The organism is Brevundimonas sp. AVps5, from assembly GCF_058681515.1.
The window spans coordinates 1012083-1033772 of record NZ_CM178740.1 but is presented as its reverse complement, the minus strand read 5'-3'; the positions used below and the strand labels follow the sequence as shown (position 1 = coordinate 1033772).

The 21690-nt window shown below is 66.7% G+C and carries 22 protein-coding genes; 12 read left to right on the top strand and 10 right to left on the bottom strand.

The genetic code is table 11. From position 1 onward, the window contains the following. Positions 1-48: 48 nt before the first annotated feature. Together cobS and ACW18A_RS05185 are read left to right on the top strand one after the other, a co-directional pair. Positions 49-1053 carry a cobaltochelatase subunit CobS gene (gene cobS, locus ACW18A_RS05190; RefSeq protein WP_492023736.1) on the top strand — a complete coding sequence of 335 codons (1005 nt, stop codon included), beginning with the start codon at positions 49-51 and terminating at the stop codon, positions 1051-1053. Continuing rightward, positions 1050-1886, top strand: coding sequence for a DUF2971 domain-containing protein (locus ACW18A_RS05185; protein WP_492023735.1), 837 nt, complete (start codon positions 1050-1052; stop codon positions 1884-1886). The genes cobS and ACW18A_RS05185 overlap by 4 nt, the downstream gene beginning before the upstream one ends. Before the next feature lie 8 nt (positions 1887-1894). Here the strand turns inward: ACW18A_RS05185 and ACW18A_RS05180 are convergent, their stop codons facing one another. Further along, the gene (locus tag ACW18A_RS05180) at positions 1895-2449 is read right to left on the bottom strand and encodes a DUF2239 family protein (protein ID WP_492023734.1); all 555 of its coding nucleotides are present in this window, start codon (positions 2447-2449) and stop codon (positions 1895-1897) included. A 67-nt stretch (positions 2450-2516) separates the two neighbouring features. Beyond that, entirely contained in the window at positions 2517-2879 is a 363-nt protein-coding gene (locus ACW18A_RS05175) for a phage holin family protein (RefSeq protein ID WP_492023733.1), read from the bottom strand. A gap of 149 nt (positions 2880-3028) precedes the next feature. Here ACW18A_RS05175 and ACW18A_RS05170 point away from each other — a divergent pair, with 149 nt between their 5' ends. Then, complete coding sequence (locus ACW18A_RS05170) at positions 3029-3337, top strand: CsbD family protein (protein WP_492023732.1); 309 nt, start codon at positions 3029-3031, stop codon at positions 3335-3337. A gap of 203 nt (positions 3338-3540) precedes the next feature. Here ACW18A_RS05170 and clpA read toward each other — a convergent pair whose 3' ends face one another. Both clpA and clpS read right to left on the bottom strand, forming a co-directional pair. Beyond that, entirely contained in the window at positions 3541-5853 is a 2313-nt protein-coding gene (gene clpA, locus ACW18A_RS05165; RefSeq protein ID WP_492023731.1) for an ATP-dependent Clp protease ATP-binding subunit ClpA, read from the bottom strand. A gap of 17 nt (positions 5854-5870) precedes the next feature. Next, the gene (gene clpS / locus ACW18A_RS05160) at positions 5871-6203 is read right to left on the bottom strand and encodes an ATP-dependent Clp protease adapter ClpS (RefSeq protein WP_303694323.1); all 333 of its coding nucleotides are present in this window, start codon (positions 6201-6203) and stop codon (positions 5871-5873) included. A 177-nt stretch (positions 6204-6380) separates the two neighbouring features. Here clpS and ACW18A_RS05155 point away from each other — a divergent pair, with 177 nt between their 5' ends. Then, a complete protein-coding gene (locus ACW18A_RS05155; protein WP_492023730.1) occupies positions 6381-6869 on the top strand; it encodes a nuclear transport factor 2 family protein in 489 nt (162 codons plus the stop codon). 64 nt (positions 6870-6933) lie between these two features. Here ACW18A_RS05155 and ACW18A_RS05150 read toward each other — a convergent pair whose 3' ends face one another. Next, on the bottom strand, positions 6934-7425 hold the full coding sequence (locus ACW18A_RS05150; RefSeq protein ID WP_492023729.1) for a phasin family protein: 492 nt from the start codon (positions 7423-7425) through the stop codon (positions 6934-6936). 315 nt (positions 7426-7740) lie between these two features. Between ACW18A_RS05150 and ACW18A_RS05145 the strand changes: the two genes are divergently transcribed. After that, positions 7741-9246 (top strand): D-alanyl-D-alanine carboxypeptidase, encoded by a 1506-nt coding sequence (locus ACW18A_RS05145; RefSeq protein ID WP_492024337.1) that lies wholly within the window; start codon positions 7741-7743, stop codon positions 9244-9246. A gap of 191 nt (positions 9247-9437) precedes the next feature. Here the strand turns inward: ACW18A_RS05145 and ACW18A_RS05140 are convergent, their stop codons facing one another. Further along, positions 9438-9773: a hypothetical protein gene (locus ACW18A_RS05140; protein WP_492023728.1), complete on the bottom strand. Its 336-nt coding sequence runs from the start codon at positions 9771-9773 to the stop codon at positions 9438-9440. Between the two features lie 101 nt (positions 9774-9874). On the opposite strand from ACW18A_RS05140, the gene gatB reads away from it, so the two are divergent. Next, positions 9875-11377, top strand: coding sequence for an Asp-tRNA(Asn)/Glu-tRNA(Gln) amidotransferase subunit GatB (gatB, locus tag ACW18A_RS05135; RefSeq protein ID WP_492023727.1), 1503 nt, complete (start codon positions 9875-9877; stop codon positions 11375-11377). A gap of 21 nt (positions 11378-11398) precedes the next feature. On the opposite strand, the gene ACW18A_RS05130 is transcribed toward gatB, so the two are convergent. Then, positions 11399-12415 carry a glycerophosphodiester phosphodiesterase family protein gene (locus ACW18A_RS05130; RefSeq protein WP_492023726.1) on the bottom strand — a complete coding sequence of 339 codons (1017 nt, stop codon included), beginning with the start codon at positions 12413-12415 and terminating at the stop codon, positions 11399-11401. Positions 12416-12448: 33 nt separating this feature from the next. Here ACW18A_RS05130 and plsY point away from each other — a divergent pair, with 33 nt between their 5' ends. The 4 genes from plsY (at position 12449) to ACW18A_RS05110 (ending at position 17634) form a co-directional block, all read left to right on the top strand. Then, positions 12449-13087, top strand: coding sequence for a glycerol-3-phosphate 1-O-acyltransferase PlsY (gene plsY / locus ACW18A_RS05125; protein ID WP_492023725.1), 639 nt, complete (start codon positions 12449-12451; stop codon positions 13085-13087). After that, positions 13084-14166 carry a DNA-processing protein DprA gene (gene dprA, locus ACW18A_RS05120; RefSeq protein WP_492023724.1) on the top strand — a complete coding sequence of 361 codons (1083 nt, stop codon included), beginning with the start codon at positions 13084-13086 and terminating at the stop codon, positions 14164-14166. The genes plsY and dprA overlap by 4 nt, the downstream gene beginning before the upstream one ends. Positions 14167-14268: 102 nt before the next feature. Then, the gene (topA, locus tag ACW18A_RS05115; protein ID WP_492023723.1) at positions 14269-16917 is read left to right on the top strand and encodes a type I DNA topoisomerase; all 2649 of its coding nucleotides are present in this window, start codon (positions 14269-14271) and stop codon (positions 16915-16917) included. Positions 16918-17277: 360 nt separating this feature from the next. Further along, complete coding sequence (locus ACW18A_RS05110) at positions 17278-17634, top strand: endonuclease domain-containing protein (protein WP_492023722.1); 357 nt, start codon at positions 17278-17280, stop codon at positions 17632-17634. A gap of 275 nt (positions 17635-17909) precedes the next feature. On the opposite strand, the gene ACW18A_RS05105 is transcribed toward ACW18A_RS05110, so the two are convergent. The 3 genes from ACW18A_RS05105 to ACW18A_RS05095 are packed head-to-tail and all read right to left on the bottom strand — an operon-like array spanning position 17910 to position 20708. After that, the gene (locus ACW18A_RS05105) at positions 17910-19442 is read right to left on the bottom strand and encodes an acyl-CoA carboxylase subunit beta (RefSeq protein WP_492023721.1); all 1533 of its coding nucleotides are present in this window, start codon (positions 19440-19442) and stop codon (positions 17910-17912) included. Positions 19443-19491: 49 nt separating this feature from the next. Beyond that, on the bottom strand, positions 19492-20223 hold the full coding sequence (recO, locus tag ACW18A_RS05100) for a DNA repair protein RecO (protein ID WP_492023720.1): 732 nt from the start codon (positions 20221-20223) through the stop codon (positions 19492-19494). Further along, positions 20223-20708, bottom strand: a complete 486-nt coding sequence (locus ACW18A_RS05095) for a nuclear transport factor 2 family protein (protein ID WP_492023719.1) — start codon at positions 20706-20708, stop codon at positions 20223-20225. The genes recO and ACW18A_RS05095 overlap by 1 nt, the downstream gene beginning before the upstream one ends. Before the next feature lie 147 nt (positions 20709-20855). Here ACW18A_RS05095 and ACW18A_RS05090 point away from each other — a divergent pair, with 147 nt between their 5' ends. Both ACW18A_RS05090 and ACW18A_RS05085 read left to right on the top strand, forming a co-directional pair. Further along, the gene (locus tag ACW18A_RS05090; RefSeq protein ID WP_492023718.1) at positions 20856-21203 is read left to right on the top strand and encodes an ArsR/SmtB family transcription factor; all 348 of its coding nucleotides are present in this window, start codon (positions 20856-20858) and stop codon (positions 21201-21203) included. Next, a complete protein-coding gene (locus tag ACW18A_RS05085; RefSeq protein ID WP_492023717.1) occupies positions 21187-21690 on the top strand; it encodes an SRPBCC family protein in 504 nt (167 codons plus the stop codon). The genes ACW18A_RS05090 and ACW18A_RS05085 overlap by 17 nt, the downstream gene beginning before the upstream one ends.

Genomic DNA, 21690 nt, shown 5'->3' with positions numbered 1-21690 from the left:
GGCCGCGCGCGTGTTGAGCCGCGCGCGCGGCGCCTCTAGATGAGGCCCATGGCTCCTCTCCTCGACGCGACCCCCGATCCGCTGCTGACGTTCGAACCCCACCGCAAGGTCTCCGTGCGCGAGGTCTTCGGCATCGAGTCCGACATGATCGTGCCCATGTTCGACACGGTCGACAGCCATGTCCCCGAGACCGATCCGGCCTACAGGTTTGACCCCCAGACGACCCTGGCCATCTGCGCCGGCTTCGCCTTCGACCGTCGCGTCATGGTCCAGGGCTATCACGGCACCGGCAAGTCGACCCATATCGAACAGGTCGCCGCCAAGCTGAACTGGCCGATGATCCGCGTGAACCTGGACAGCCACGTCAGCCGCATCGACCTGGTCGGCAAGGACGCCATCGTCCTGAAGGACGGCAAACAGATTACCGAGTTTCGCGAGGGCATGCTGCCCTGGGCCCTGCAACGCCCGATCGCCCTGTGTTTCGACGAATACGACGCCGGCCGCCCCGATGTGATGTTCGTGATCCAGCGCGTGCTGGAGGCCCAGGGCCGCCTGACCCTGCTGGACCAGAACCGCGTCATCCGCCCCAACAAATGGTTCCGCCTGTTCGCCACGACCAACACCATCGGTCTGGGCGACACCTCGGGCCTGTATCACGGCACCCAGCAGATCAATCAGGGCCAGATGGACCGCTGGAACATCGTCACCACCCTGAACTATCTCGACCACGACGTGGAGGCCGACATCGTGGTCGCCAAGGCACCGGAATGGAACACCGCCGACGGCAAGCGCGCCATCGCCGCCATGGTCCGCGTCGCCGACATGACCCGCAACGCCTTCATGAACGGCGACATCTCGACCGTCATGAGCCCGCGGACCGTCATCACCTGGGCCCAGAACGCGACGATCTTCGGCGGCGATATCGGATTGAGCTTCCGCCTGACCTTCCTGAACAAGTGCGACGAGCTGGAACGGCCGACGATCGCGGAGTTCTACCAGCGGGCGTTCGGGGAAGACTTGCCGGAGGCCGCGACGCGGGTGAAGGTGGGGTGAACGCTGAAGAACAATTGGTATTCCACTATACCAACGGTTCTGGTGCCCTTGGAGTTCTAAACTCCAAGGAAATCTGGATGACTCTCGTCTATCACCTGAATGATAGCCAAGAGATACACTACGCTCAGAGAATCGCGCGTTCCATTCTCCATAGTCAGGCGGCTCGTCTTTCAACTGCTCGTCGCGACGAATTAATCGCCCGGTTTGAAAAGTCTCAGGAGCAAGTCCAAGAGACCCATATATTCGCAACCAGCTTTTCCAAAGATAGGGACGTCCTCAGTCAGTGGCGCGGATACGGGGGCGCAGGCGGCTATGCTATGGGCTTTTCTGTAGATTCGCTGGAGAAAGCCGCTGCCCGGGCTGGCGGCATGAGAACCGGATTTGTTTGCTACGAGCCTGAAATGCAACGCTCCATGATCACCCCGATCATTGAAGACTTGATTCAAATTTTTGAGACTCCAGCATCGATAAGTCTGGACAACGGAAAGTTCGATCCATTTTGGCAGACGATGATGAGAATAGTCAGCATCGCCCCGCTTATTAAACATCCGGGATTCACCGAAGAACAAGAGTGGAGAATATACTCGGATGCTTCGAAAAAATCCGACCGCCGCTACGATTTTATCATTCGATGCGGTGAACTGGTACCGATCTTCAAATTGAAACTTTCAGATTCGTCTGAAGATAAATCCAAGGTGGATATCGGACTACGTCACATCATGACTGGACCAGGAGACCATCTTACGCGCAGGCAAAATGCGATCTTGGCTGCAATCCAGTCGTATGGAATTGACTGGCGAGAAGGATCCTGTTCGCAAACCCCTTATCGTTAGCCGGCGATTTACTTCGCAATTTGTAGCGAAGCGAATTTTCGCACCCCCTCCGGCCACCCCGCCACCGCCGCCTCGAACCCCGCCGCATCCCCCGCGAACAGGCTCCGCGTCGCCTCCTCATAGCCCGGCAGGTCCCCCGCCACGGCGGTCATGAAGCGATAGGCCGCCTCCCGGCCCTGGCGCACCCGGTCCGGCCCCTCGGCCTCCCTCAGCGACGCCTCGACCAGTTTCCTCAGCGCCACCGACGCGCCGCCGGGCTGGCCGGCCAGCCAGTCCCAGTGACGCGGCAACAGGGTGACCTCGCGCGCCGTCACCCCCAGCTTCGGCCGTCCCGGCCCCCGCTTCGCCTCCTCGACCGGCGGTGCCAGGCGCGCCAGCACGGCCTCCAGGTCGCCGCGCAGGTCGAACTCGACCGGACGGGCGTCGGCATCGTCAAAGACCAGCACGCTCTCGCCCGCCTCGACCGCCGACTTCACCGCGCCGACGATCTCGCGCGGCGTTCCCGACGCGATCAGCCGGTGGCCGGCGAAGGCGGTGCAGGACTGGATGGTGGCGGCGGACATGACGGGATCTCCTCGAAATCGAGGACAGATTTATCCGGGCGAAATCCTGCCGTCAATATCGCCCGGGTTAATCCCGGGCGGCGCGCCGGTCGTCGGGAATGGCCGAGCCGGCGACCCAGCTGACCAACCCGGTCACGACCGCCGCGCCCACGCCCGCCCACAGGCCGTCGACCACGAACCCGCCGAGGACGCTCGCCACGATCCCGATTGTCGCCGCGTTCACGACCAGCAGGAACAGGCCGAAGGTGATGATCGTCAGCGGGAAGGTCACGAACACCAGCACCGGCCGCACAAAGGCGTTGACCAGACCCAGCAGCACCGCCGCCGCGATCAACGACCCGGTCGACAGGAACACCACCCCCGGCAAAAGATACGCCGCCAGCCACAGCCCAAGGGCCGTCACCACCGCCTGAAGGATGAATCTCAACATCTCGTCGTTCCCGGTTTCGCCATTTTCGAGGTGCAGATATCGGGCTGCCGCGCCCCGCCCGCAACCACCGACGTCAGGGGAACTGTAGCGGTTGATGTGCGCTATCCCGAAACGCCTCCCCGGCCCACCATTCTGCAAGGATTCCTCCCATGACCGACGAACGCATCGAAGGCGCCGCCACCGGCCTGAACGGCAAGCTGAAAAGCGGCCTCGGCACCCTGACCGGCGATACAAAGCTCCAGCTCGAGGGCAGGTTCGACGAGGTCAAGGGCAAGGCCCTCGACTACTACGGCCGCGCCATCGACCAGTTGGAAACCCTGTCAGACCGCGCCCCCGAAGACCTGCGTGGCCCGGTCAGGACCGGCCTCGACTTCGCCCGTCGCAAGCCGCTTCTGACCACCGGCATCCTCGCCGGCATCGCCTTCCTGATGGCCGGCTCGGGCCGCCGTCGGTACTGATTGAAAGTCTCCTCCCCGTCGCTCTTGGGCGATGGGGAGGGGGACCGCCCGCCGCTTGGCGGGTGGTGGAGGGGGCGAGGTGATATCTCCGGCTTGGGCTGTCGCCCCCACTCCAGCCGTCGGAGTCGCCCCCCTCGTCTCGGCGCTGATCGCGCCGATCCACTCCCCCATCGGCATTCGCCAATGGGGGAGAGACCGATTCCCTAGACCGCCACGCCCTCGATGGTTTCCTTCACCGGTCCGCCGCTGGCGGGCTTGATGTCGAAGACGATCTTGCCGTCGACCAGCTCCACCCTCACATGGCCGCCGCGCGTCAGACGTCCGAACAGGATGTCGTCGGCCAGCGGCTTCTTGATGTTTTCCTGGATGACGCGGGCCAGGGGACGCGCGCCGTACAGTTCGTCGAAGCCGTTCTTGGCCAGCCAGTCGGCCGCGTCGTCGGTCAGTTCGATGGTGATGTTGCGATCCGCCAGCTGGGCTTCCAGCTGCAGGACGAACTTGGTCACCACCTGGCGGATCACCTCGGGCTGCAGCGACTTGAACGAGACCACCGCGTCCAGACGGTTGCGGAACTCCGGCGCGAACAGGCGCTGGATGGCCTTCTCGTCCTCGCCCTCGACCTTGCCGCGCCCGAAGCCGATCGAGGCCCGGGCGTTGTCGGCGGCACCCGCGTTCGTCGTCATGATCAGGACCACATTGCGGAAATCGACCTTCTTGCCGACCGCGTCCGTCAGCATCCCGTTGTCCATGACCTGGAGCAGGATGTTGTAGACGTCCGGGTGGGCCTTCTCGATCTCGTCCAGCAGGACCACGGCGTGTGGATGCTGGTCGACGGCGTCGGTCAGCAGCCCGCCCTGGTCATGCCCGACATAGCCCGGAGGGGCCCCGATCAGGCGGCTGACCGTGTGCCGCTCCATGTATTCCGACATGTCGAAACGCAGCATCTCGATGCCCAGGGTCGACGCCAGCTGTTTGGCCACCTCGGTCTTGCCGACCCCGGTCGGCCCGGCGAACAGGAAGGAGCCGATCGGCTTCTGCGGATCGCGCAGACCGGCACGGGCCAGCTTCATGGCCGAGGCCACCTGTTCGATCGCCGCGTCCTGACCGAAGACGGCCCGGTTCAGGTCCTTCTCCAGCTCGCGCAGGCCCTCGACGTCGGACTTGGACACCGACTTCGGCGGGATGCGTGCCATCTTTGCGACGACGGCCTCGACCTCCTTCTGGCCGATGACCTTCTTGCGCTTGTTCTCGGGCAGAAGCATCTGCGATGCCCCCGCCTCATCGATCACGTCGATCGCCTTGTCGGGCAGTTTGCGGTCGGTCATGTAGCGGGCCGACAGCTCCACGGCCGAGCGGATCGCCGCATCGGTATACCGCAGCTTGTGATGCCCCTCGTAGGCGGTCTTCAGCCCCTTGAGGATCTTCACCGTGTCCTCGACCGTCGGCTCGTTGACGTCGATCTTCTGGAAGCGACGGACCAGGGCGCGGTCCTTCTCGAAATGCTGGCGGTACTCCTTGTAGGTCGTCGACCCCATGCAGCGCAGGGTGCCGGACGCCAGGGCGGGCTTTAGCAGGTTGGACGCGTCCATCGCCCCGCCACTGGTCGCACCCGCGCCGATCACCGTGTGGATCTCGTCGATGAACAGGATCGCGTTCTCGTGGTTTTCCAGCTCCTTGACGACCTGTTTCAGCCGTTCCTCGAAGTCGCCGCGATAGCGGGTGCCGGCCAGCAGGGCGCCCATGTCGAGGCTGTAGATGGTCGCGCCTTCCAGCACGGCCGGGACCTCGTGGTTGACGATCTTGCGGGCCAGGCCCTCGGCGATGGCGGTCTTGCCGACGCCGGGTTCGCCGACCAGCAGCGGGTTGTTCTTGGTCCGGCGGCACAGGATCTGGATTGAGCGATCCACCTCTGCCTGACGACCGATCAGGGGGTCGATCTTGCCCTTGCGCGACTTCTCGTTGAGGTCGACGCAATAGGCTTCCAGCGCCTCACCGCCCGACTTCACGACGGCGGCGTCCTCGGCCTCCTCCGGGCTCTGGCCGGCGGTCTTGGCCGGACGCTGCTCGCTCATGCCCGCCTTCTTGGCGATGCCGTGGGCGATATAGTTGACCGCGTCGTAGCGGGTCATGTCCTGCTCCTGCAGGAAATAGGCGGCGTGGCTCTCGCGCTCGGAGAAGATGGCGACCAGCACATTGGCCCCGGTGACTTCCTCGCGACCCGAGGATTGCACATGGATCACAGCGCGCTGGATCACCCGCTGGAAGCCGGCGGTCGGCTTGGCGTCCTCGCCGTCCGAGGTCGCGAGCGCGGCCAGGTCGGTGTCGACATAGAGCGTCAGCGCCGTCTTCAGCGCGGTCAGGTCAACGTTGCAGGCCTTCATCACTGCACCGGCGTCGGCGTCATCGACGAGGGCCAGAAGCAGGTGTTCGAGCGTCGCATACTCATGGCGGCGTTCGTTGGCGTAGGAGACCGCGCGGTGCAGGGTCTCTTCGAGAGGACGTGAAAACGAGGGCATTCGAACAGATCCTCTTTCTAGTCTTTTTCCATAGTGCATTGCAGCGGATGCTGGTGACGGCGCGCCGTCTCGACCACCTGGGCGACCTTGGTTTCGGCCACTTCGTAGGTGAAGACGCCGCACACCCCGACGCCATGCTGATGCACATGCAGCATGATGCGGGTCGCGTCCTCGCGGCTCTTCTGGAAGAACCGCTCCAGCACATAGACGACGAATTCCATCGGCGTGTAGTCGTCGTTCAGGATCAGCACCCGATAGAGCGAGGGCTTCTGAAGCTTGGGTTTCGTCTCGGTGATGGTGCCAGCGCCGAAGCCCTGATCCTGTCCTTCACCTGGCCTTTTGGTTGGCATCGTCGTCCGTCATTTCGGGGGAGTCGTAACGCTAGATAGGCAATGATGGCCTGAATTGAAGCGACGTCCAGTCACAGCATGCGTGAGCGGACACCATGACCAAAGATTCACGGGACTCGCAGACGGTCAGGACACAGGCTTGGCGGGACCGTCGTCCCGACGGCGGAGACCCCGCCCATGTCCGTGACCGCCTTGTTCGCCGCGATGATCCTGGCGCAATCCACGGCCGTCGTCGTGCCGGACCCACCGGCGCTGGCCGAGGCCATAGCCGCGCGCGACACGGCGCTGTTCGCGGTGATGTTCGACCAGTGCGATCCGGCGGCGCTGGGCGCGCTGGTGACCGAGGACATCGAATTCTATCACGACCGGGCCGGGCGAATGGCCACGCGGGCGGCCTTCGTCGAGGACTATCGCAAGGGCTGCGAGGCCAGGCAGGCACCGGACGCCTTCCGCTCGCGGCGCGCGCTCGTGGCCGGATCGATGCGGGTCTACGCCATCCCGGGCTTCGGCGCGGTCGAGGAAGGCAGCCACGTCTTCTATGAACGCCAGGGCGACGGACCCGAGACCCTGGTCGGGCGAGCGCGGTTTTCGATTCTGTGGAAGCTGGAGGACGGCCAGTGGCGGCTATCGCGGGCCTTCAGCATCGATCACGCCGCGGCGGAATGACAAAAGGCCCCCCGGAGCGATCCGGGGGGCCTTTATCGTTACGCGACTGGTTTTTCAGGTCGCCTTAGCGGGCAGCCTGGAACTTCTCGACCGAGGCGGTGACGCGCTCGTTGATCGGCTTGAAGCTGTCCTTGACCGAACCGGTCACGGTCTCGGTCATCTTGGTGACTTCCGAGAGGTAGGTTTCCATCGCCGACTTGGCGAAGTTGGTCTGCAGCTCGATCAGCTCCTGGATCGAACGGGCCTGCGAGAGCGTCTGGGCGGCGGCGACGCCGGTTTCCCAGCTCGACTTCGAGTAGGAAACGACCTGGGCCGACAGGGCCTCGGCACCCTTCTGGGCGGCGGCGGCCGAAGCGGTCAGGGCTTCGAGGTTCTGCTTCGACTGGGCCGACAGTTCGGCGATCGTGGCCGAGGTCTTCTCGACGCCTTCGCGCAGGGCTTGCGTACCGGCGGCCTGGGCTTTTTCGGCCTGGGCCTTGAACTGCTCGCCCTGGACCTTGGCGGTCGCGGTGGCTTGTTCGATGGTCTTCTTCACGGTTTCTGCGCTGTCAGCCATGGTAAGTCTCCTGAACCTGATGGGCCGGCTGGCCCGCCTGAATGTGTCTCTCCCCGGACGATTCCCGGTTCGATGACGCCCTTATGGTGCAAGTGCGAACAAGCGTCAAGAGTTTTGGTGCGCTGCACCATATGATCGTCGATCACACTCTTCAGCGGCCCCGGACAGAGCTCGCGTGTCAGGATTGGAGCGTTCAAATCCGCGTTGATACCTGCTTAACCACCGTGAAACCTGCGTCCCCCATGCTAGGCTCATCACTTGCGCCGCGCCGGGGGGCCGTCGTCGTGTCACGGGATTAAGAGGCTTCGCTTGGCGATGATGCGTACCGTATCGACCCCACTCCGCCGCCTCATTGCGGGCCTCTGCGCACTGACGCTGCTGGTCGGTCTCGCCGGCCTCGGCTTGAACCGTGTTCAGGCCCAGTCGGGCGAGAACAGCCGCTACGCCGCCATCGTCGTCGATGCCGGCACGGGCGAGGTCCTGTTCGGCCGTCACGCGGACAGCCGCCGCTACCCGGCTTCAGTCACCAAGGTCATGACCCTCTATCTGGTTTTCGAGGCCTTGGAGAAGGGCAGTGCGACCCTGGACGATGTCATCACCATCTCCCCCCTCGCCGCCTCGCAACCCCCGTCCAAGCTCGGTCTCGCCGCCGGCCAGACGATTCGCCTGGACGACGCCATGCGGGCCACCGCGGTGCGATCCGCCAATGATATGGCCATGGCTCTCGCCGAACACGTCGGCGGCTCCCAGGCCCGTTTCGCCTCGATGATGACCCTGAAGGCCGAGGAGCTGGGCATGACCCAGACCCGCTACGTCAATCCGAACGGCCTGCCCGACAGCCGTCAGCTGACCTCGGCCCGTGACCTGGCCATCCTGGCCCGCGCCATCATGCGGGACTACCCCCAGTACTACAGCTACTTCGGTCTGCATGACTGGACCTATCAGGGCCGGGAGTACCGCAACACCAACGGCCTGCTGCTGAGCGGCCAGGGCTACGACGGCATCAAGACCGGCTTCACCAACGCCTCGGGCTACAACCTTGCGGCCTCGGCGGTGCGCAACGGCAAACGCGTGATCACCATCGTGCTCGGCGGCCGCTCCAGCCCGACCCGCAACGCCCACGTCGCCGCCCTGATGGACACCGGCTTCGAGGTCGAGACCCGTCGCGCCGCCGGCGAGCGTATCCAGACAGCCCAGACCTTCTTCGAGGCGCGCGGCTTCGGCATCGGCGGTCCCGACACCGGCGGTGCGGTCGCCTACGCCGCCCTGAACGGAGCCCCAGCCCCGGTCGAGGAAGGCCAGGGCTCCAGCACCGTCGCCTGGACCGCATTGCCGACGCCGGCCCCCTCGCCTCCGGTCTTTACCCGCGCCGCGCCCGTGCCGCCCGCGGCCACGCCGCCGGTTCGCCGCGCCGAGGTCGCACCGGCTCCAGGGACCGGGAACGCGACCGGCAATCTGACTGCCAGCCTCAATGGCGGCGTCGCCCCTCCCGCCGGTTCGGCCTCCACTCTTAACCGCGGCACCGTCGCCAATCCGCCCCGTCCTGCCGCAACGCCCCCGGCGCGCGCGGCGACGCCCCCGGCCGGCCGCTGGTCGGTCCAGGTCGGAGCCTTCCGCAATTCAACCGTGGCCCGCGACTGGCTGGCCGAGGTCAACCGCCGCTTCCGCACCCAGTTCACCAGTGCCGAACGCAATGTCGTCACCGCCGCCGGCTGGCATCGTTCGCGCTTCACCGGCATGACAGAAGCCGCCGCTCGCAGCGCCTGCGAAGCCCTCGACGCCCGCCGCGTCACCTGCATGGTCGTCCGCCCGGGCGGCTGAGGGCGGCTTCCCTCTCCCGGCGGGAGAGGGCTTGAGCGCACGACGGCTTGCCGTCGTCCTTGCGCGCAAGGGTGAGGGGCCGGCACCAACCGGTGAGGCATGACCCTCACCCTTTCGGCTAAAGACGCATCGCTACGCTCTGCGAGCCTCAAGCCCTCTCCCACCGGGAGAGGGCGAGGGACCGTGTTCGATCAGGTGGCCGGCAAGGCCTTCAGGTCGGTGTCGATGGCGGCAATGATCGCCGGGGTGACGGCACCCTCCGACATCGGGGCGACCTGGCCCAGGGTCATGTCCTGGAACTGCGGCAGGGCCGGATGCTGCGAAACGCCGGGCAGGTGCTTCTCGAGCACGGCGGCCGTTGCCGGATTCGCCAGCAGGTCCTTGATGCTGCTGGTGATGGTCGGCAGGGCGGCGGCCGGGGCCGCGTGGCCGGCGTGGGCCGAATGATCCTGGGCCGGCGCGGTCTGGGCAACGGCGGCGGTGGACAGGGCGGCCAGGGCAGCGGCGGCGAGGACGGTCTTGATCATGGAAACACTCCGGAGGGGTTGAGGTACCAGATGACCCCGAAATCGCGACAGGCTCAAGACAGGAACTTTCGTTGCGGCGCACGCGGCGCTAGGAAAGCCGGATGACCGACACCCTCTCCTCCTCGAAACTGATCCAGGGCCGCACCGGCGACTGGGAAATCGTCATGGGCCTGGAAATCCACGCCCAGGTGGCCTCGAAGGCCAAGCTGTTCTCCGGCGCCGCCGTCGGCTTCGGCGCGGGGCCGAACGAGCAGGTGTCCCTGATCGACGCGGGCTTCCCCGGCATGCTGCCGACCCTGAACAAACATTGCGTCGAACAGGCCGTGAAGACCGGCCTCGGCCTCAACGCCGCAATCAACAGGAAGAGCCAGTTCGACCGGAAGAACTATTTCTACCCCGACCTGCCGCAGGGCTATCAGATCTCCCAACTCTACTTCCCCATCGTCGGCGAGGGCGTGGTCGAGGTCGAGGCCGAGGACGGCTCCTTCTTCAACGTCGGCATCGAGCGGCTGCATCTGGAACAGGACGCGGGCAAGCTGATCCACGACCTGTCCCCGGTTGCCTCCTACGTTGACCTGAACCGCGCGGGCACCGCCCTGATGGAGATCGTCTCGCGTCCCGATATCCGCTCGCCCGAAGAGGCGGTCGCCTACGTCAAGAAGATCCGCACCATCCTGATCTACCTCGGCACCTGCGACGGCGACATGGAGAAGGGCAACCTGCGCGCCGACGTGAACGTCTCGGTCTGCCGCGCGGGCAACTACGAGAAGTTCAAGGCGAGCGGCGACTTCAAATTCCTCGGGACGCGCTGCGAGATCAAGAACGTCAACTCGTTCCGCTTCATCTCCCAGGCCATCAACTATGAGGCCCGTCGCCAGATCGAGATCCTTGAGGACGGCGGCAAGATCATCCAGGAGACCCGCCTCTACGATCCCACGGCCGGAGAGACCCGCTCGATGCGGTCCAAGGAAGAGGCCAACGACTACCGCTACTTCCCCGACCCTGACCTGCTGCCGCTGGAGCTGGAACAGGCCTGGATCGACGCCATCAAGGCCAGCCTGCCCGAACTGCCGGACGCCAAGCGCCGCCGCCTGATGGCCGACTACGGCCTGTCGCAATACGACGCCGTCGTCCTGATTTCAGAACAGGCCAAGGCCGACTATTTCGAGGAGGCCGCCAAAGGCCGTGACGCCAAGCTGGTGGCCAACTGGGTCACCAACGAACTGTCGGCCCGTCTGGCGACCGCGAACCTGGAGTTCGACGCCAGCCCCCTGCCCGCCGCCTACGTCGCGGAACTGGTCGCCCTGATCGAGGAGGGCGTCATCTCCTCCAAGATCGCCAAGGAAGTCTTCGACCACGTCTGGAACGGCGAGGGCTCACCCCGCGCCGTCGTGGAGGCCCGCGGCCTGGTCCAGGTCAACGACACGGGCGCCATCGAGAAGGCCGTCGACGAACTGATCGCCGCCAACCCCGACAAGGCCGCCGCCGTCGCCGAGAAGCCCCAGGCCCTCGGCTGGTTCGTCGGCCAGGTCATGAAGGCCACCGGCGGCAAGGCCAACCCGGCCTCGGTCAACGACATCCTGAAGGCGAAGCTGGGGCTCTGACGGGACAAGGCCCGCCCGGAATCAACGCGGACAACGGGCGGCGGCGGCGACCTGGTCCGCCAGCACGGCCTTGACCACCAGGGGCGCATCCGTGGCGATGACCACCGCGCCCTGGTCGAACAGGTCGCGATACTCGGACGGATCGCCGTCCGCCGCATACTGGTCGTCCAGCCTCCGTCCGGGCGCCCCGAGCGTGCCGAACTGGGCCTCGACGCCCGCCTCGGCCAGCGAGCGCCACAGCGCCGGCCGCGCTGTCCGCGTCCCGGTCCAGGCCAGGATCTGCGGCGCACTCAGCCCCTGCAGATCCGCGACGTCGTTCAGGCCGGCCGAGATCATCATCTCGGGCGCAAATGCGGCCACGGCGCGCGCCGTCTCCGGCGAATAGGTGATCAGGATGACCCGGTCTCCGGCGCCCGCGGCCCGCACCTCGGCGATCACGGCCCGCGCCAGGGTGATCGTGGCCGCCTCATCGGCGGGTTTAAGGTCGATGCTGGCGATCGCCCCGACCCGCCCGACGGCGTCCAGCGCTTCGCGCAGCGTCGGCGGCGGCGCGTCGGTCACATCGCCGTTGGTCGCTTCAAGCCGCGCCCTGCGCACCTCGGCAAAGGTCAGATCCGCGACCCGGCCTGTCCCCGTCGAGGTCCGCTCCATCGTCTCGTCATGCATCAGCACCAGCCTGCCGTCGCGGGTCAGGACCGCATCGATTTCGAGGATCGCCCCCGGAATCGCCCGGCCGGTCGCCTCGATTGCCGCGATGGAGTTTTCCGGCTGATCATCGGCCGACTGGGCACGGTGGGCGGACACGGCAACGCCGCCGCCCTGTCTCACACAGTCGAAATAGGCTGCGAGGGCCGGATCGCCGGATGCGCTCCGCATCGGCGTGGCCGCGCATCCGGAAGCCAGAAGGGCGGTCATCAGCGCGGGAGCGAGGAAGCGGGTCATGAGGCGGCCTGTACGATCGGGATCGTCCTCATAGCCCTCCGGATCGACCGGCGTAAGACAGGCACATCCCTTGCCCGAGCCTGCGGGCCGACGCATGTTCGCAGCCGGGAAACATCGGGAGAGAATCGGTTGCAGGATCTTGTGGCGCCAGCCTTGGGCACGCTCGCGGCCGTCGCCGTCGGCGGCTACCTGCTGGGCTCCGTCCCGTTCGGCGTGCTGATCACCCGCGCGGCGGGTGCCGGCGACGTGCGCAACATCGGCTCCGGCAATATCGGCGCGACCAATGTCCTGCGCACCGGTCGCAAGGACCTGGCTCTGGCCACCCTGCTGCTCGATGCGGGCAAGGGTGCCGCCGCCCTCCTGATCGCCCGCTACCTGTTCGGATCGGAAGCCGCGGGTGCCATCGCGGGCGGCGCAGCCTTCCTCGGCCACCTGTTCCCGGTCTGGCTGGGCTTCAAGGGCGGCAAGGGCGTCGCGACCTTCTTCGGTCTTTTGATCGCCGCCTGCTGGCCGCTGGGCCTCATGGCCGGAGCGACCTGGCTGGTTGTCGCCTTTGCCCTTCGCTACTCGTCCCTGGCTGCGCTCGTGGCCGCCGCGGCCGCACCCGCCTATGCCCTCCTGCCTCTTGCCGCCCTCGGCCTGCCTGCGCCGCAGCCGATCTTCGTGCTGGCGTTCGTCACGGCCGTCCTGATCTACATCCGCCATCACGAGAACATCAGCCGCCTGCTGAAGGGGGCCGAACCTCGCATCGGCGCCGCGAAGACGTGAGCCTGCCGGAAGCCGAGCGCTTCGCCCGCCTGCGCCTCGCGCGCGTCGAGCGGGTCGGCCCGGTTTCCTTCAGCCAGCTTCTGGACCGGTTCGGCAGCGCAGAGCGGGCGCTGGACGCCCTGCCCGACCTGATCCGGAAAGGCGGCGGCCACGGCTACAGCCTGCCGCCTGTCGAGCAGATCGACCAGGAGCTGGCCGCCGGCGACCGCGCCGGAGCCGTTCTTCTGGTGCTCGGCGACGCCGCCTATCCGCCGATGCTGGCCGCCGTCGATCCGCCCCCGCCTCTTCTGTGGACCCGTGGCGATATGGCTCTGCTTTCGCGAGAGGCCGTCGGCGTCGTCGGTGCCCGGATCGCCTCGGCGGGCGGCCAGCGGATTGCCCGCGGCCTGGCCCAGCAACTGGGACAGGCGGGATTCGTCGTCGTTTCCGGTCTGGCCCGGGGCATCGACGCGGCCGCCCATGCCGGATCGCTGGAGACGGGCACGGTCGCCGTCCTGGGCGGCGGCGTGGACGACGTCTATCCGTCCGAGAACGCAGGCCTCTATGACCAGATCGTCGAGCGGGGCTGTGTGGTCTCCGAAAGCCCGATGGGCGCGCGGGCCCAGGCGCGGGATTTCCCGAGGCGCAACCGGATCATCTCCGGCCTGTCGCGGGGGGTGATCGTCGTCGAGGCCGAACTGCGGTCGGGATCCCTGATCACCGCCCGCCTGGCCAATGAACAGGGGCGCGACGTCTTCGCCGTGCCCGGTTCGCCGCTGGATCCACGCTCGAAAGGTCCCAACGAACTGCTGCGTCAGGGGGCCATCCTGTGCGAAGGGATCGACGACATTCGCCGCGCCTTCGAAACCCTGAGGACCCTGGGCGAGCCCCCGGTCGACCATCCCTTCGACGGCGTCCCCGACGAGATCGACGCCGCCTTTCTCGACCGGGTCGCCGAACTGCTGTCCCCGACGCCGACGCCGCGCGACGAGATCGCCCGGGCGCTGAAGGCGCCGATCGGTGAAGTCGCAGCCGCCCTGCTGGAGCTCAGCCTGGTCGGTCGGGCGACCCTGCTTCCGGGCGGATCGGCCTCGCTCTAGGCCGACATGGACCGCCCCGCCGAGGGCCTGTGCAGATTGGTCGGTTGACAGGGTTCGCAACCCCAACCACGTTCCAACCCCCTCCTCCCAGACTGAGCCGTAATGAATCTCGTTATCGTCGAGAGCCCCGCGAAGGCCAAGACCATCAATAAATACCTCGGCCCGGACTTCGAGGTTCTCGCCTCCTACGGGCATGTTCGCGACCTGCCGTCCAAGGACGGATCGGTGAAGCCGGACGAGGACTTCGCCATGGAGTGGGAGGTGGACGCCAGGGCGTCCAAGCGCCTGTCCGAGATTGCCGAGGCGGCCAAACGCGCCGATCGCGTCATCCTGGCCACCGACCCCGACCGCGAGGGAGAGGCCATCAGCTGGCACGTGCTCGACATCCTGACCAAGAAGAAGGCGCTGAAGGACACCCACGTCGAGCGCGTCACCTTCAACGCCATCACCAAGTCGGCCGTGCTCGAAGCCATGGCCAATCCGCGCCAGCTCGACATGGAACTGGTCGAGGCCTACCTGGCCCGCCGCGCGCTGGACTATCTGGTCGGCTTCACCCTGTCGCCGGTGCTGTGGCGCAAGCTCCCCGGTGCCCGGTCGGCCGGCCGGGTCCAGTCGGTCGCCCTGCGGATCGTCGTCGATCGCGAGATGGAGATCGAGCGGTTCAAGGCCCAGGAATACTGGTCGGTCGAGGCCGATCTGGCCGCCGACAGCCCGCCCTTCACCACCCGTCTGGTCAAGCACGAAGGCAAGCGGATCCAGCGTCTGGACATCCCGTCGGAGGCCGTGGCTTTCGCCGCCCGCGACGCGATCAAGGCCGGCGAGTTCACCATCCGGTCGATCGAGAAGAAGCCGGTCCGCCGCTTCCCCTCCCCGCCCTTCACCACCTCGACCCTGCAGCAGGAGGCGTCGCGCAAGCTCGGCTTCGACGCCCAGCGCACCATGCGCGCGGCCCAGAAGCTGTACGAGGGCGTCGACGAGACCGGCGGCCTGATCACCTATATGCGGACCGACGGCGTCCAGACGACGCCCGAGGGCATCGCCCAGGCCCGCGAAGTCATCGGCGAGACCTTCGGCCCGGCCTTCGTCCCGGCCGAGGCCCGCTTCTACAAGACCAAGGCCAAGAACGCCCAGGAGGCGCACGAGGCGATCCGTCCGACCAATATCGCCCGCCGCCCCGACTCCCTGCGGCTCGAGAGCGACCTGCAGCGCCTCTATGAGCTGATCTGGAAACGGATGGTCGCGTCCCAGATGGAGGCTGCGCGCCTGGACCGGACCACAGTCGAGGTCGAGACGCCCGACGGCCAGACCGGCCTGCGCGCCACCGGCCAGGTCGTGACCTTCGACGGCTTCCTGGCCGTCTACGAGGAAGGCCGCGACGAGAAGCAGAAGGGCGCCGAGAGCGAGGAGGACGACGACACCGCTCGCCTGCCGACCCTGAAGGAAGGCGCGAAGGCGAAGGTCGAGGCGATCCGCACCGAACAGCATTTCACCGAGCCGCCGCCGCGCTTCTCCGAGGCCACCCTGGTCAAGAAGCTGGAAGAGCTCGGCATCGGCCGGCCCTCGACCTATGCCTCGATCCTGACGACCCTGCGCGACCGTGAATATGTCCGCATGGACAAGAACCGCTTCTATCCCGAGGACAAGGGACGGCTGGTCACGGCCTTCCTCGAGCAGTTCTTCCGCAAATGGGTGGAATACGATTTCACCGCGGCGCTGGAGACCCGGCTCGATGAGGTTTCGGCCGGCGAGCTGAACTGGAAGGTGCTGCTGCGCGAGTTCTGGACAGACTTCCATGTCGCGACCCAGGCGGCGGGCGAACTGCGCACCACGGCCATCCTCGACGCCCTCAACGAGAGCCTCGGCCCGCACATCTTCCCGATGAAGGAAGACGGCTCGGACCCGCGCGAATGCCCCCTGTGCAAACAGGGCCAGTTGAGCCTGAAGACCAGCCGGTTCGGCGCCTTCGTCGGCTGTTCGCGCTATCCCGACTGCAAATTCACCCGGCCCGTGGCGGCCCCGGATGCGGCCGACGGCGGTGCCGAGGGCGGCGACCGGGAGCTGGGCGTCGATCCGGTGACCGGCCTGCCGGTGCAGCTGAAGATCGGGCGGTTCGGCCCCTATGTCGAAACCGCCGTCGAGGGCGAGGAGAAGCCGAAACGCTCCTCCCTGCCCAAGGGCTGGAGCCCGGCGTCGCTGACGCTGGACCAGGCGGTGCGGCTGCTCGGCCTGCCGCGGCCGGTCGGCGACCACCCCGAGGACGGCAAGCCGATCACGGCGGGCCTGGGTCGTTATGGGCCCTTCATCCTGCACGCGGGCACCTATGCCAATGTCGCCGATATCGACGAGGTGTTCGAGATCGGCCTGAACCGCGCCGTGGTCCTGCTGGCCGAAAAGCGGGCCGGCGGGTTCAAGGGCCGGGGTGCCGCCGTGGCTCCCCTGAAGGACCTGGGCGCCCACCCGGAGACGGGCGAACCGGTCCACGTCATGGCCGGCCGCTTCGGCCCCTATGTGAAGTCGGGCAAGATCAACGCGACCCTCCCCAAGGGCACGGCGCCCGAGGACATGACCATGGACGTTGCGGTCCCCCTGCTGGCCGCCCGCGCCCTCGCCGCCCCGTCCAAGGGCAAGAAGGCCCCGGCCAAGAAGGCGGCTCCGAAGGCTGCCGCGGCGAAAAAACCCGCAGCGAAGAAGCCGGCCGCAAAGAAGGCTCCTGCGAAGAAGCCCGCCGCGAAGAAGTCGGCGGCGGAGTAGTCGCCGGGTTCCCCGCCGGCTCCGGCCGGCGGGGTCCGGGCCTTCGGGACTCCGGAGAATTCATTACAGATCGTCCACTGAGTCCCACCGGCCCGAACGCGAAAACACCGTCCGAAGCGTTCGATGCGTCCGAACCGTTCGCCCATGGTGATCCCCTGCGCACGAAAGGGATCAGTATGCGGGCGTTTCAGGGGGTGATGGACAAAAGGCCTCTCGTCAGAGCCGGGCTTTGATTTCAAAGGCGGATTCGGACGATGTGTTGATGGGTATTGGGCTGTTTCTCCTTCTCCCGGAGGGAGAGGGCTTGAGCGTCCAGGAGCGAAGCGATTGGATACGCGAAAGGGTGAGGGGTTACGTTGCATGCCGCGTGTGACGCCAACCGCCTTCTCCCGCGCGCTGAGACAGGCGCAGACGCCGGCCGAGGCCAAGCTTTGGCAGGCGCTCCGGTCCAGCCGTCTGGACGGTCTCAAGTTCCGCCGCCAGCATGCCATCGGCCCGTACTTCGCCGACTTCGCCTGCGAAGCCTTGATGCTCGTCATCGAGTTGGACGGCGGGGTGCATGACGACGACGAGCAGGTTTTGAAGGATCACCTCAGACAGCAGCATCTCGAAACCCTCGGCTGGTCCGTGCTCCGGTTTCCGAACGTCGAGGTGATGGCGCGGCTGTCCGATGTGGTGGATGCCATCCGGGCCCACGCCAAACTGGCGCGCCCCTAGCCTTCCCTCTCCCGGAGGGAGAGGGTTTGAGCGCCTGAGAGCGCCAGCGATCAGACTTGCGCGAAAGGGTGAGGGGTTTCGGCGCGTCCCGGTGAGGGCAAAACCCCTCACCCTTTCGGCTTGGCGCATCGCTTCGCTCTGCGAGCCTCAAGCCCTCTCCCTATGGGAGAGGCAAGACCCGGCCGACGCCGTCTCCACCCCCGGCCAGGCGGCGAACACCGGCTCCGCCGTCGGCGAGCGGAGGCGGTTGCGGGAGCAGAGGAAGAGTTGGGCGACTACAGTGGAATATTATCGTGCTTCTTCCACGGGTTCGTCTGCTGTTTGTTCTTCAGCGTCCGTAGCGCCCGGATCAGCCTTCTCCGCGTGCCGTGCGGCATGATCACGTCGTCGATGTATCCGAGGCCCGCGGCGACGAAGGGGTTGGCGAAGCGTTCCTTGTACTCGGCTTCCCGCGCCGCCAGGGCCTCGGGGTCGCCCGCCTCCTTGCGGAAGATGATCTCGACCGCGCCCTTGGCGCCCATGACGGCGATCTCGGCCGAGGGCCAGGCGTAGTTGACGTCGCCGCGCAGGTGTTTGGAGCTCATCACGTCATAGGCACCGCCATAGGCCTTGCGCGTGATCACGGTCAGTTTGGGCACGGTGGCCTCGGCATAGGCGAACAGCAGTTTGGCCCCGTGTTTGATCAGGGCCCCGTATTCCTGGCGCGTGCCGGGCATGAAGCCGGGCACGTCGACGAAGGTCACCAGCGGGATGTCGAAGGCGTCGCAGAAGCGGACGAAGCGGGCGGCCTTGCGGCTGCTGTCGATGTCCAGCACGCCCGCCAGGACCTGGGGCTGGTTGGCGACGATGCCGATCGGCTGGCCGTCCAGACGGCCGAAACCGCAGACGATGTTCCTGGCGAAGTCGGCGCCGATCTCGAAGAAGTCGGCCTCGTCGACCGTCTTCAGGATCAGCTCCTTGATGTCATAGGGCTGGTTCGGATTGGCCGGGACCAGGGTGTCGAGGCTGGCCTCGTCGCGGTCGGGGTCGTCGTAGGAGTCGCGGACCGGGGGCTTCTCGCGGTTCGACAAAGGCAAAAAGCCGATCAGGCGGCGGACCTCGCTGAGGGCCTCCAGATCGTTCTCGAAGGCGCCGTCGGCGACCCCCGACTTGCCGGCATGGACGCGGGCACCGCCCAGGTCCTCGTGGCTGACGACCTCGTTGGTGACGGTGCGGACCACGTCGGGGCCGGTCACATACATATAGCTCGTGTCCTTCACCATGAAGATGAAGTCGGTGATGGCCGGGGAATAGACGTCGCCCCCCGCGCACGGCCCCATGATCACGCTGATCTGGGGGATGACGCCCGAGGCCAGGGTGTTCTGGAGGAAGATGTCGGCATAGCCGGCGAGGCTCTCGACCCCCTCCTGGATGCGCGCCCCGCCGGCGTCGAACAGGCCGATGATCGGGGCGCCGTTGGTCAGGGCCATGGTCTGGAGCTTGACGATCTTGGCCGCATGCGCGCCCGAAAGAGAGCCACCGAAGACGGTGAAATCCTTGGAGAAGACATAGACCAGACGGCCGCCGATCGTGCCGCGTCCGGTGACCACGCCGTCGCCGGGGACGCGCTGGTTCTCCATGCCGAACTGGTGCGAACGGTGCTCGACGAACATGTCCGTCTCTTCGAACGAACCCTCGTCCAGCAGCACCTCGATCCGCTCGCGCGCGGTCAGCTTGCCCTTGGCGTGCTGCGAGGCGATGCGGGCGGCGCCGCCCCCCTGACGCGCGGCTTCGCGGCGGGCTTCCAGCTGATCGAGGATGGCTTTCATGGGGGCGGTCTCCGTGTCGCTCTGGATTAGCTGCAGCCGCAGAGGCGCGCTAGAGCCGCCCCTGCTCCGCCAGCTTGTCGACCATCCAGACGCGGGCCGCCGGGATCGGCTTGTTCTGGGGGTGGAAGACGAACTGTTCGAGGAAGTGGCCGGTCAGGTCGAGGCCCGCGCGGACGTCGCCTTCGGACAGGCCGGCCTGGGCCCCCAGCATGAAGGGCGGCAGGTTCAGCAGCTTGTCGGCATAGGGGGCACCGGCCTCGCGGGAGACGGCGCGGCCGGTCCGGGGGCTGACCCAGATCAGGTCGTCCATCGTGCCGGTGACGGCGCAGCGGCTGAGGTCCAGACCGAAACCCAGATCGTCCAGCAGCCCCGCCTCGAAGCGCACGAAGATGGCGGGCCAGACGGCGGGGATCTGGAACGCCGCCATCAGGGCCTCAAAGGCGAGGAAGGCGCCGGGGTGGGACTCGCGTTCGGGCAATGCGCCTTGCGCCACCGCAGCGGCGGCGGCGAGACCGGTCAGGGCCAGGCCGTCATCGAACAGGACGCTCGGCCCCTCCCCCACCGGCTCCAGACGGGCCGAGCCGAGGTGGTCCGAGGTGCGGGCGCGGTAGTCGGCGATGACCCGCGCGCCCGGCTGCAGGAAGGGCTTCATGCGCCGCGACGCCCCGCCGGCGACGAAGGCGGCGTGGCGGCCGTGGGTCTCGGTCAGCAGGTCGACGACCACGCCGGTGTCGCCGTGGGCCCGCGCCGAAAGGACGAAGGCCTCTTCGTGGAACTCCATCAGGGCGCGGGCGCCTTCGCCGTCTCGTAGGTCTTGATGATGCGGGCGATGGGACTGGCCAGGTCGTTGGGTACGGCGAGGCTCAAGACATACTGTTCGATCTTCCAGCCGTCGTCGGTCAGACGCATCACGCCGGACCCGCGCGTGCGGCCATAGCTGTCGTTGGTCAGCTGTTCCTCGAACCAGGCGATGCAGCGGCACTCGATCGGGGCGATGGTGATGACTCGCGACGTCGCCGGATAGGACCAGCCCTGACCGCGCGCGAAATAGGGACCGACGTAGCCGCGCAGTTCCTCGAGCGTCCAGTGCTCGCCGGCGTCCGTGCCGACGAAGCGGGCACCGGGCGCATAGAGGCCGAAATAGGCGTCGGCGTCGGCGGCGGCCGAGGCGACGTTCAGCCGGTCGAGGACGGCGGCGACCTGCGCCTCGGCGGGGGCCTCGGGCGTGGCCTGGAGCGCGGCGGCAAGGGCGATGGCTGCAAACATGGGGACCTCCGGCGGATGTGCCCCAGTCCTAGCCCTGATCGCCGCATTCCGGAACCGCGCCGGCGCTCTGCCGCGCTATTTAACCGAGCGGTTGACAACCGGTTGCCGGCCCGTCATTTAACCGATCAGTTCAATTCGAAACCCGCCATGCAGACCGACCCGCTCTCCGCCAAGTTCGCCGCCCTGGCCGACCCGACCCGTCGGGCCATCCTGGCGCGGCTGACCGAGGGTGAGTGTTCGGTCAGCGACCTGGCGGAACCCTTCGACATGAGTCTGCCGGCGGTCTCCAAACATCTGAAGGTGCTGGAGAAGGCCGGACTGATCTCTCGCGGCAAGGAGGCCCAGTGGCGCCCCGCCCGGCTGGAACCGATGGGCCTGAAGGGCGTGGCCGAGTGGCTGGAACACTACCGCCGCTACTGGGACAAGAGCTTCGACCGTCTGGAAGACTATCTCCGCAAGATTCAGAAAGGGAACGAAAATGACAAACTCAATTGACGAAAACCCCTGCAACACGCCGGGCGTGCCGCACGCCTTCGACCTGGTGTTGCAGCGCGTGCTCGACGCCTCGCCGGAGAAGGTCTTCAGGGCCTATACGGACCCCGCGATCCTCAGCCAGTGGTTCGCGCCCAAACCGTGGACCATCACTGACGCCGTCATCGAGCCGCGCGCTGGTGGTCGTTTCAACTTCGTCATGCACGGTCCGGAGGGTGAGCGTCTTCCGAATTCTGGCGTGTTCCTCGAGGTCGTCCCGAACCGGCGGCTGATCACTACAGACGCCTTCACGCCGGACTGGAAGCCGACCGGCCTGCCCTTCATGACCGGCCGGATCGAGATGGAGCCCTCCGGCGAGGGCCGGACGATATACACCGCCACGGCCAGTCACTGGAACGCGGAGACCATGAAGCAGCATGAAGACATGGGCTTCCACGAAGGTTGGGGGCAGGCGACGAACCAGCTCGAAGCCATTCTGAAGACGGTCTGA

Excerpts from the sequence above, each read along its gene's own strand:
- cobS (WP_492023736.1), top strand. The coding sequence starts at position 49 with ATGGCTCCTCTCCTCGACGCGACCCCCGATCCGCTGCTGACGTTCGAA.
- ACW18A_RS05180 (WP_492023734.1), bottom strand. The coding sequence starts at position 2,449 with ATGTCCGCCGCCACCATCCAGTCCTGCACCGCCTTCGCCGGCCACCGG.
- ACW18A_RS05175 (WP_492023733.1), bottom strand. The coding sequence starts at position 2,879 with ATGTTGAGATTCATCCTTCAGGCGGTGGTGACGGCCCTTGGGCTGTGG.
- ACW18A_RS05170 (WP_492023732.1), top strand. The coding sequence starts at position 3,029 with ATGACCGACGAACGCATCGAAGGCGCCGCCACCGGCCTGAACGGCAAG.
- clpA (WP_492023731.1), bottom strand. The coding sequence starts at position 5,853 with ATGCCCTCGTTTTCACGTCCTCTCGAAGAGACCCTGCACCGCGCGGTC.
- clpS (WP_303694323.1), bottom strand. The coding sequence starts at position 6,203 with ATGCCAACCAAAAGGCCAGGTGAAGGACAGGATCAGGGCTTCGGCGCT.
- ACW18A_RS05155 (WP_492023730.1), top strand. The coding sequence starts at position 6,381 with ATGTCCGTGACCGCCTTGTTCGCCGCGATGATCCTGGCGCAATCCACG.
- ACW18A_RS05150 (WP_492023729.1), bottom strand. The coding sequence starts at position 7,425 with ATGGCTGACAGCGCAGAAACCGTGAAGAAGACCATCGAACAAGCCACC.
- ACW18A_RS05145 (WP_492024337.1), top strand. The coding sequence starts at position 7,741 with ATGATGCGTACCGTATCGACCCCACTCCGCCGCCTCATTGCGGGCCTC.
- ACW18A_RS05140 (WP_492023728.1), bottom strand. The coding sequence starts at position 9,773 with ATGATCAAGACCGTCCTCGCCGCCGCTGCCCTGGCCGCCCTGTCCACC.
- gatB (WP_492023727.1), top strand. The coding sequence starts at position 9,875 with ATGACCGACACCCTCTCCTCCTCGAAACTGATCCAGGGCCGCACCGGC.
- ACW18A_RS05130 (WP_492023726.1), bottom strand. The coding sequence starts at position 12,415 with ATGCGTCGGCCCGCAGGCTCGGGCAAGGGATGTGCCTGTCTTACGCCG.
- topA (WP_492023723.1), top strand. The coding sequence starts at position 14,269 with ATGAATCTCGTTATCGTCGAGAGCCCCGCGAAGGCCAAGACCATCAAT.
- ACW18A_RS05110 (WP_492023722.1), top strand. The coding sequence starts at position 17,278 with ATGCCGCGTGTGACGCCAACCGCCTTCTCCCGCGCGCTGAGACAGGCG.
- ACW18A_RS05105 (WP_492023721.1), bottom strand. The coding sequence starts at position 19,442 with ATGAAAGCCATCCTCGATCAGCTGGAAGCCCGCCGCGAAGCCGCGCGT.
- recO (WP_492023720.1), bottom strand. The coding sequence starts at position 20,223 with ATGGAGTTCCACGAAGAGGCCTTCGTCCTTTCGGCGCGGGCCCACGGC.
- ACW18A_RS05095 (WP_492023719.1), bottom strand. The coding sequence starts at position 20,708 with ATGTTTGCAGCCATCGCCCTTGCCGCCGCGCTCCAGGCCACGCCCGAG.
- ACW18A_RS05090 (WP_492023718.1), top strand. The coding sequence starts at position 20,856 with ATGCAGACCGACCCGCTCTCCGCCAAGTTCGCCGCCCTGGCCGACCCG.
- ACW18A_RS05085 (WP_492023717.1), top strand. The coding sequence starts at position 21,187 with ATGACAAACTCAATTGACGAAAACCCCTGCAACACGCCGGGCGTGCCG.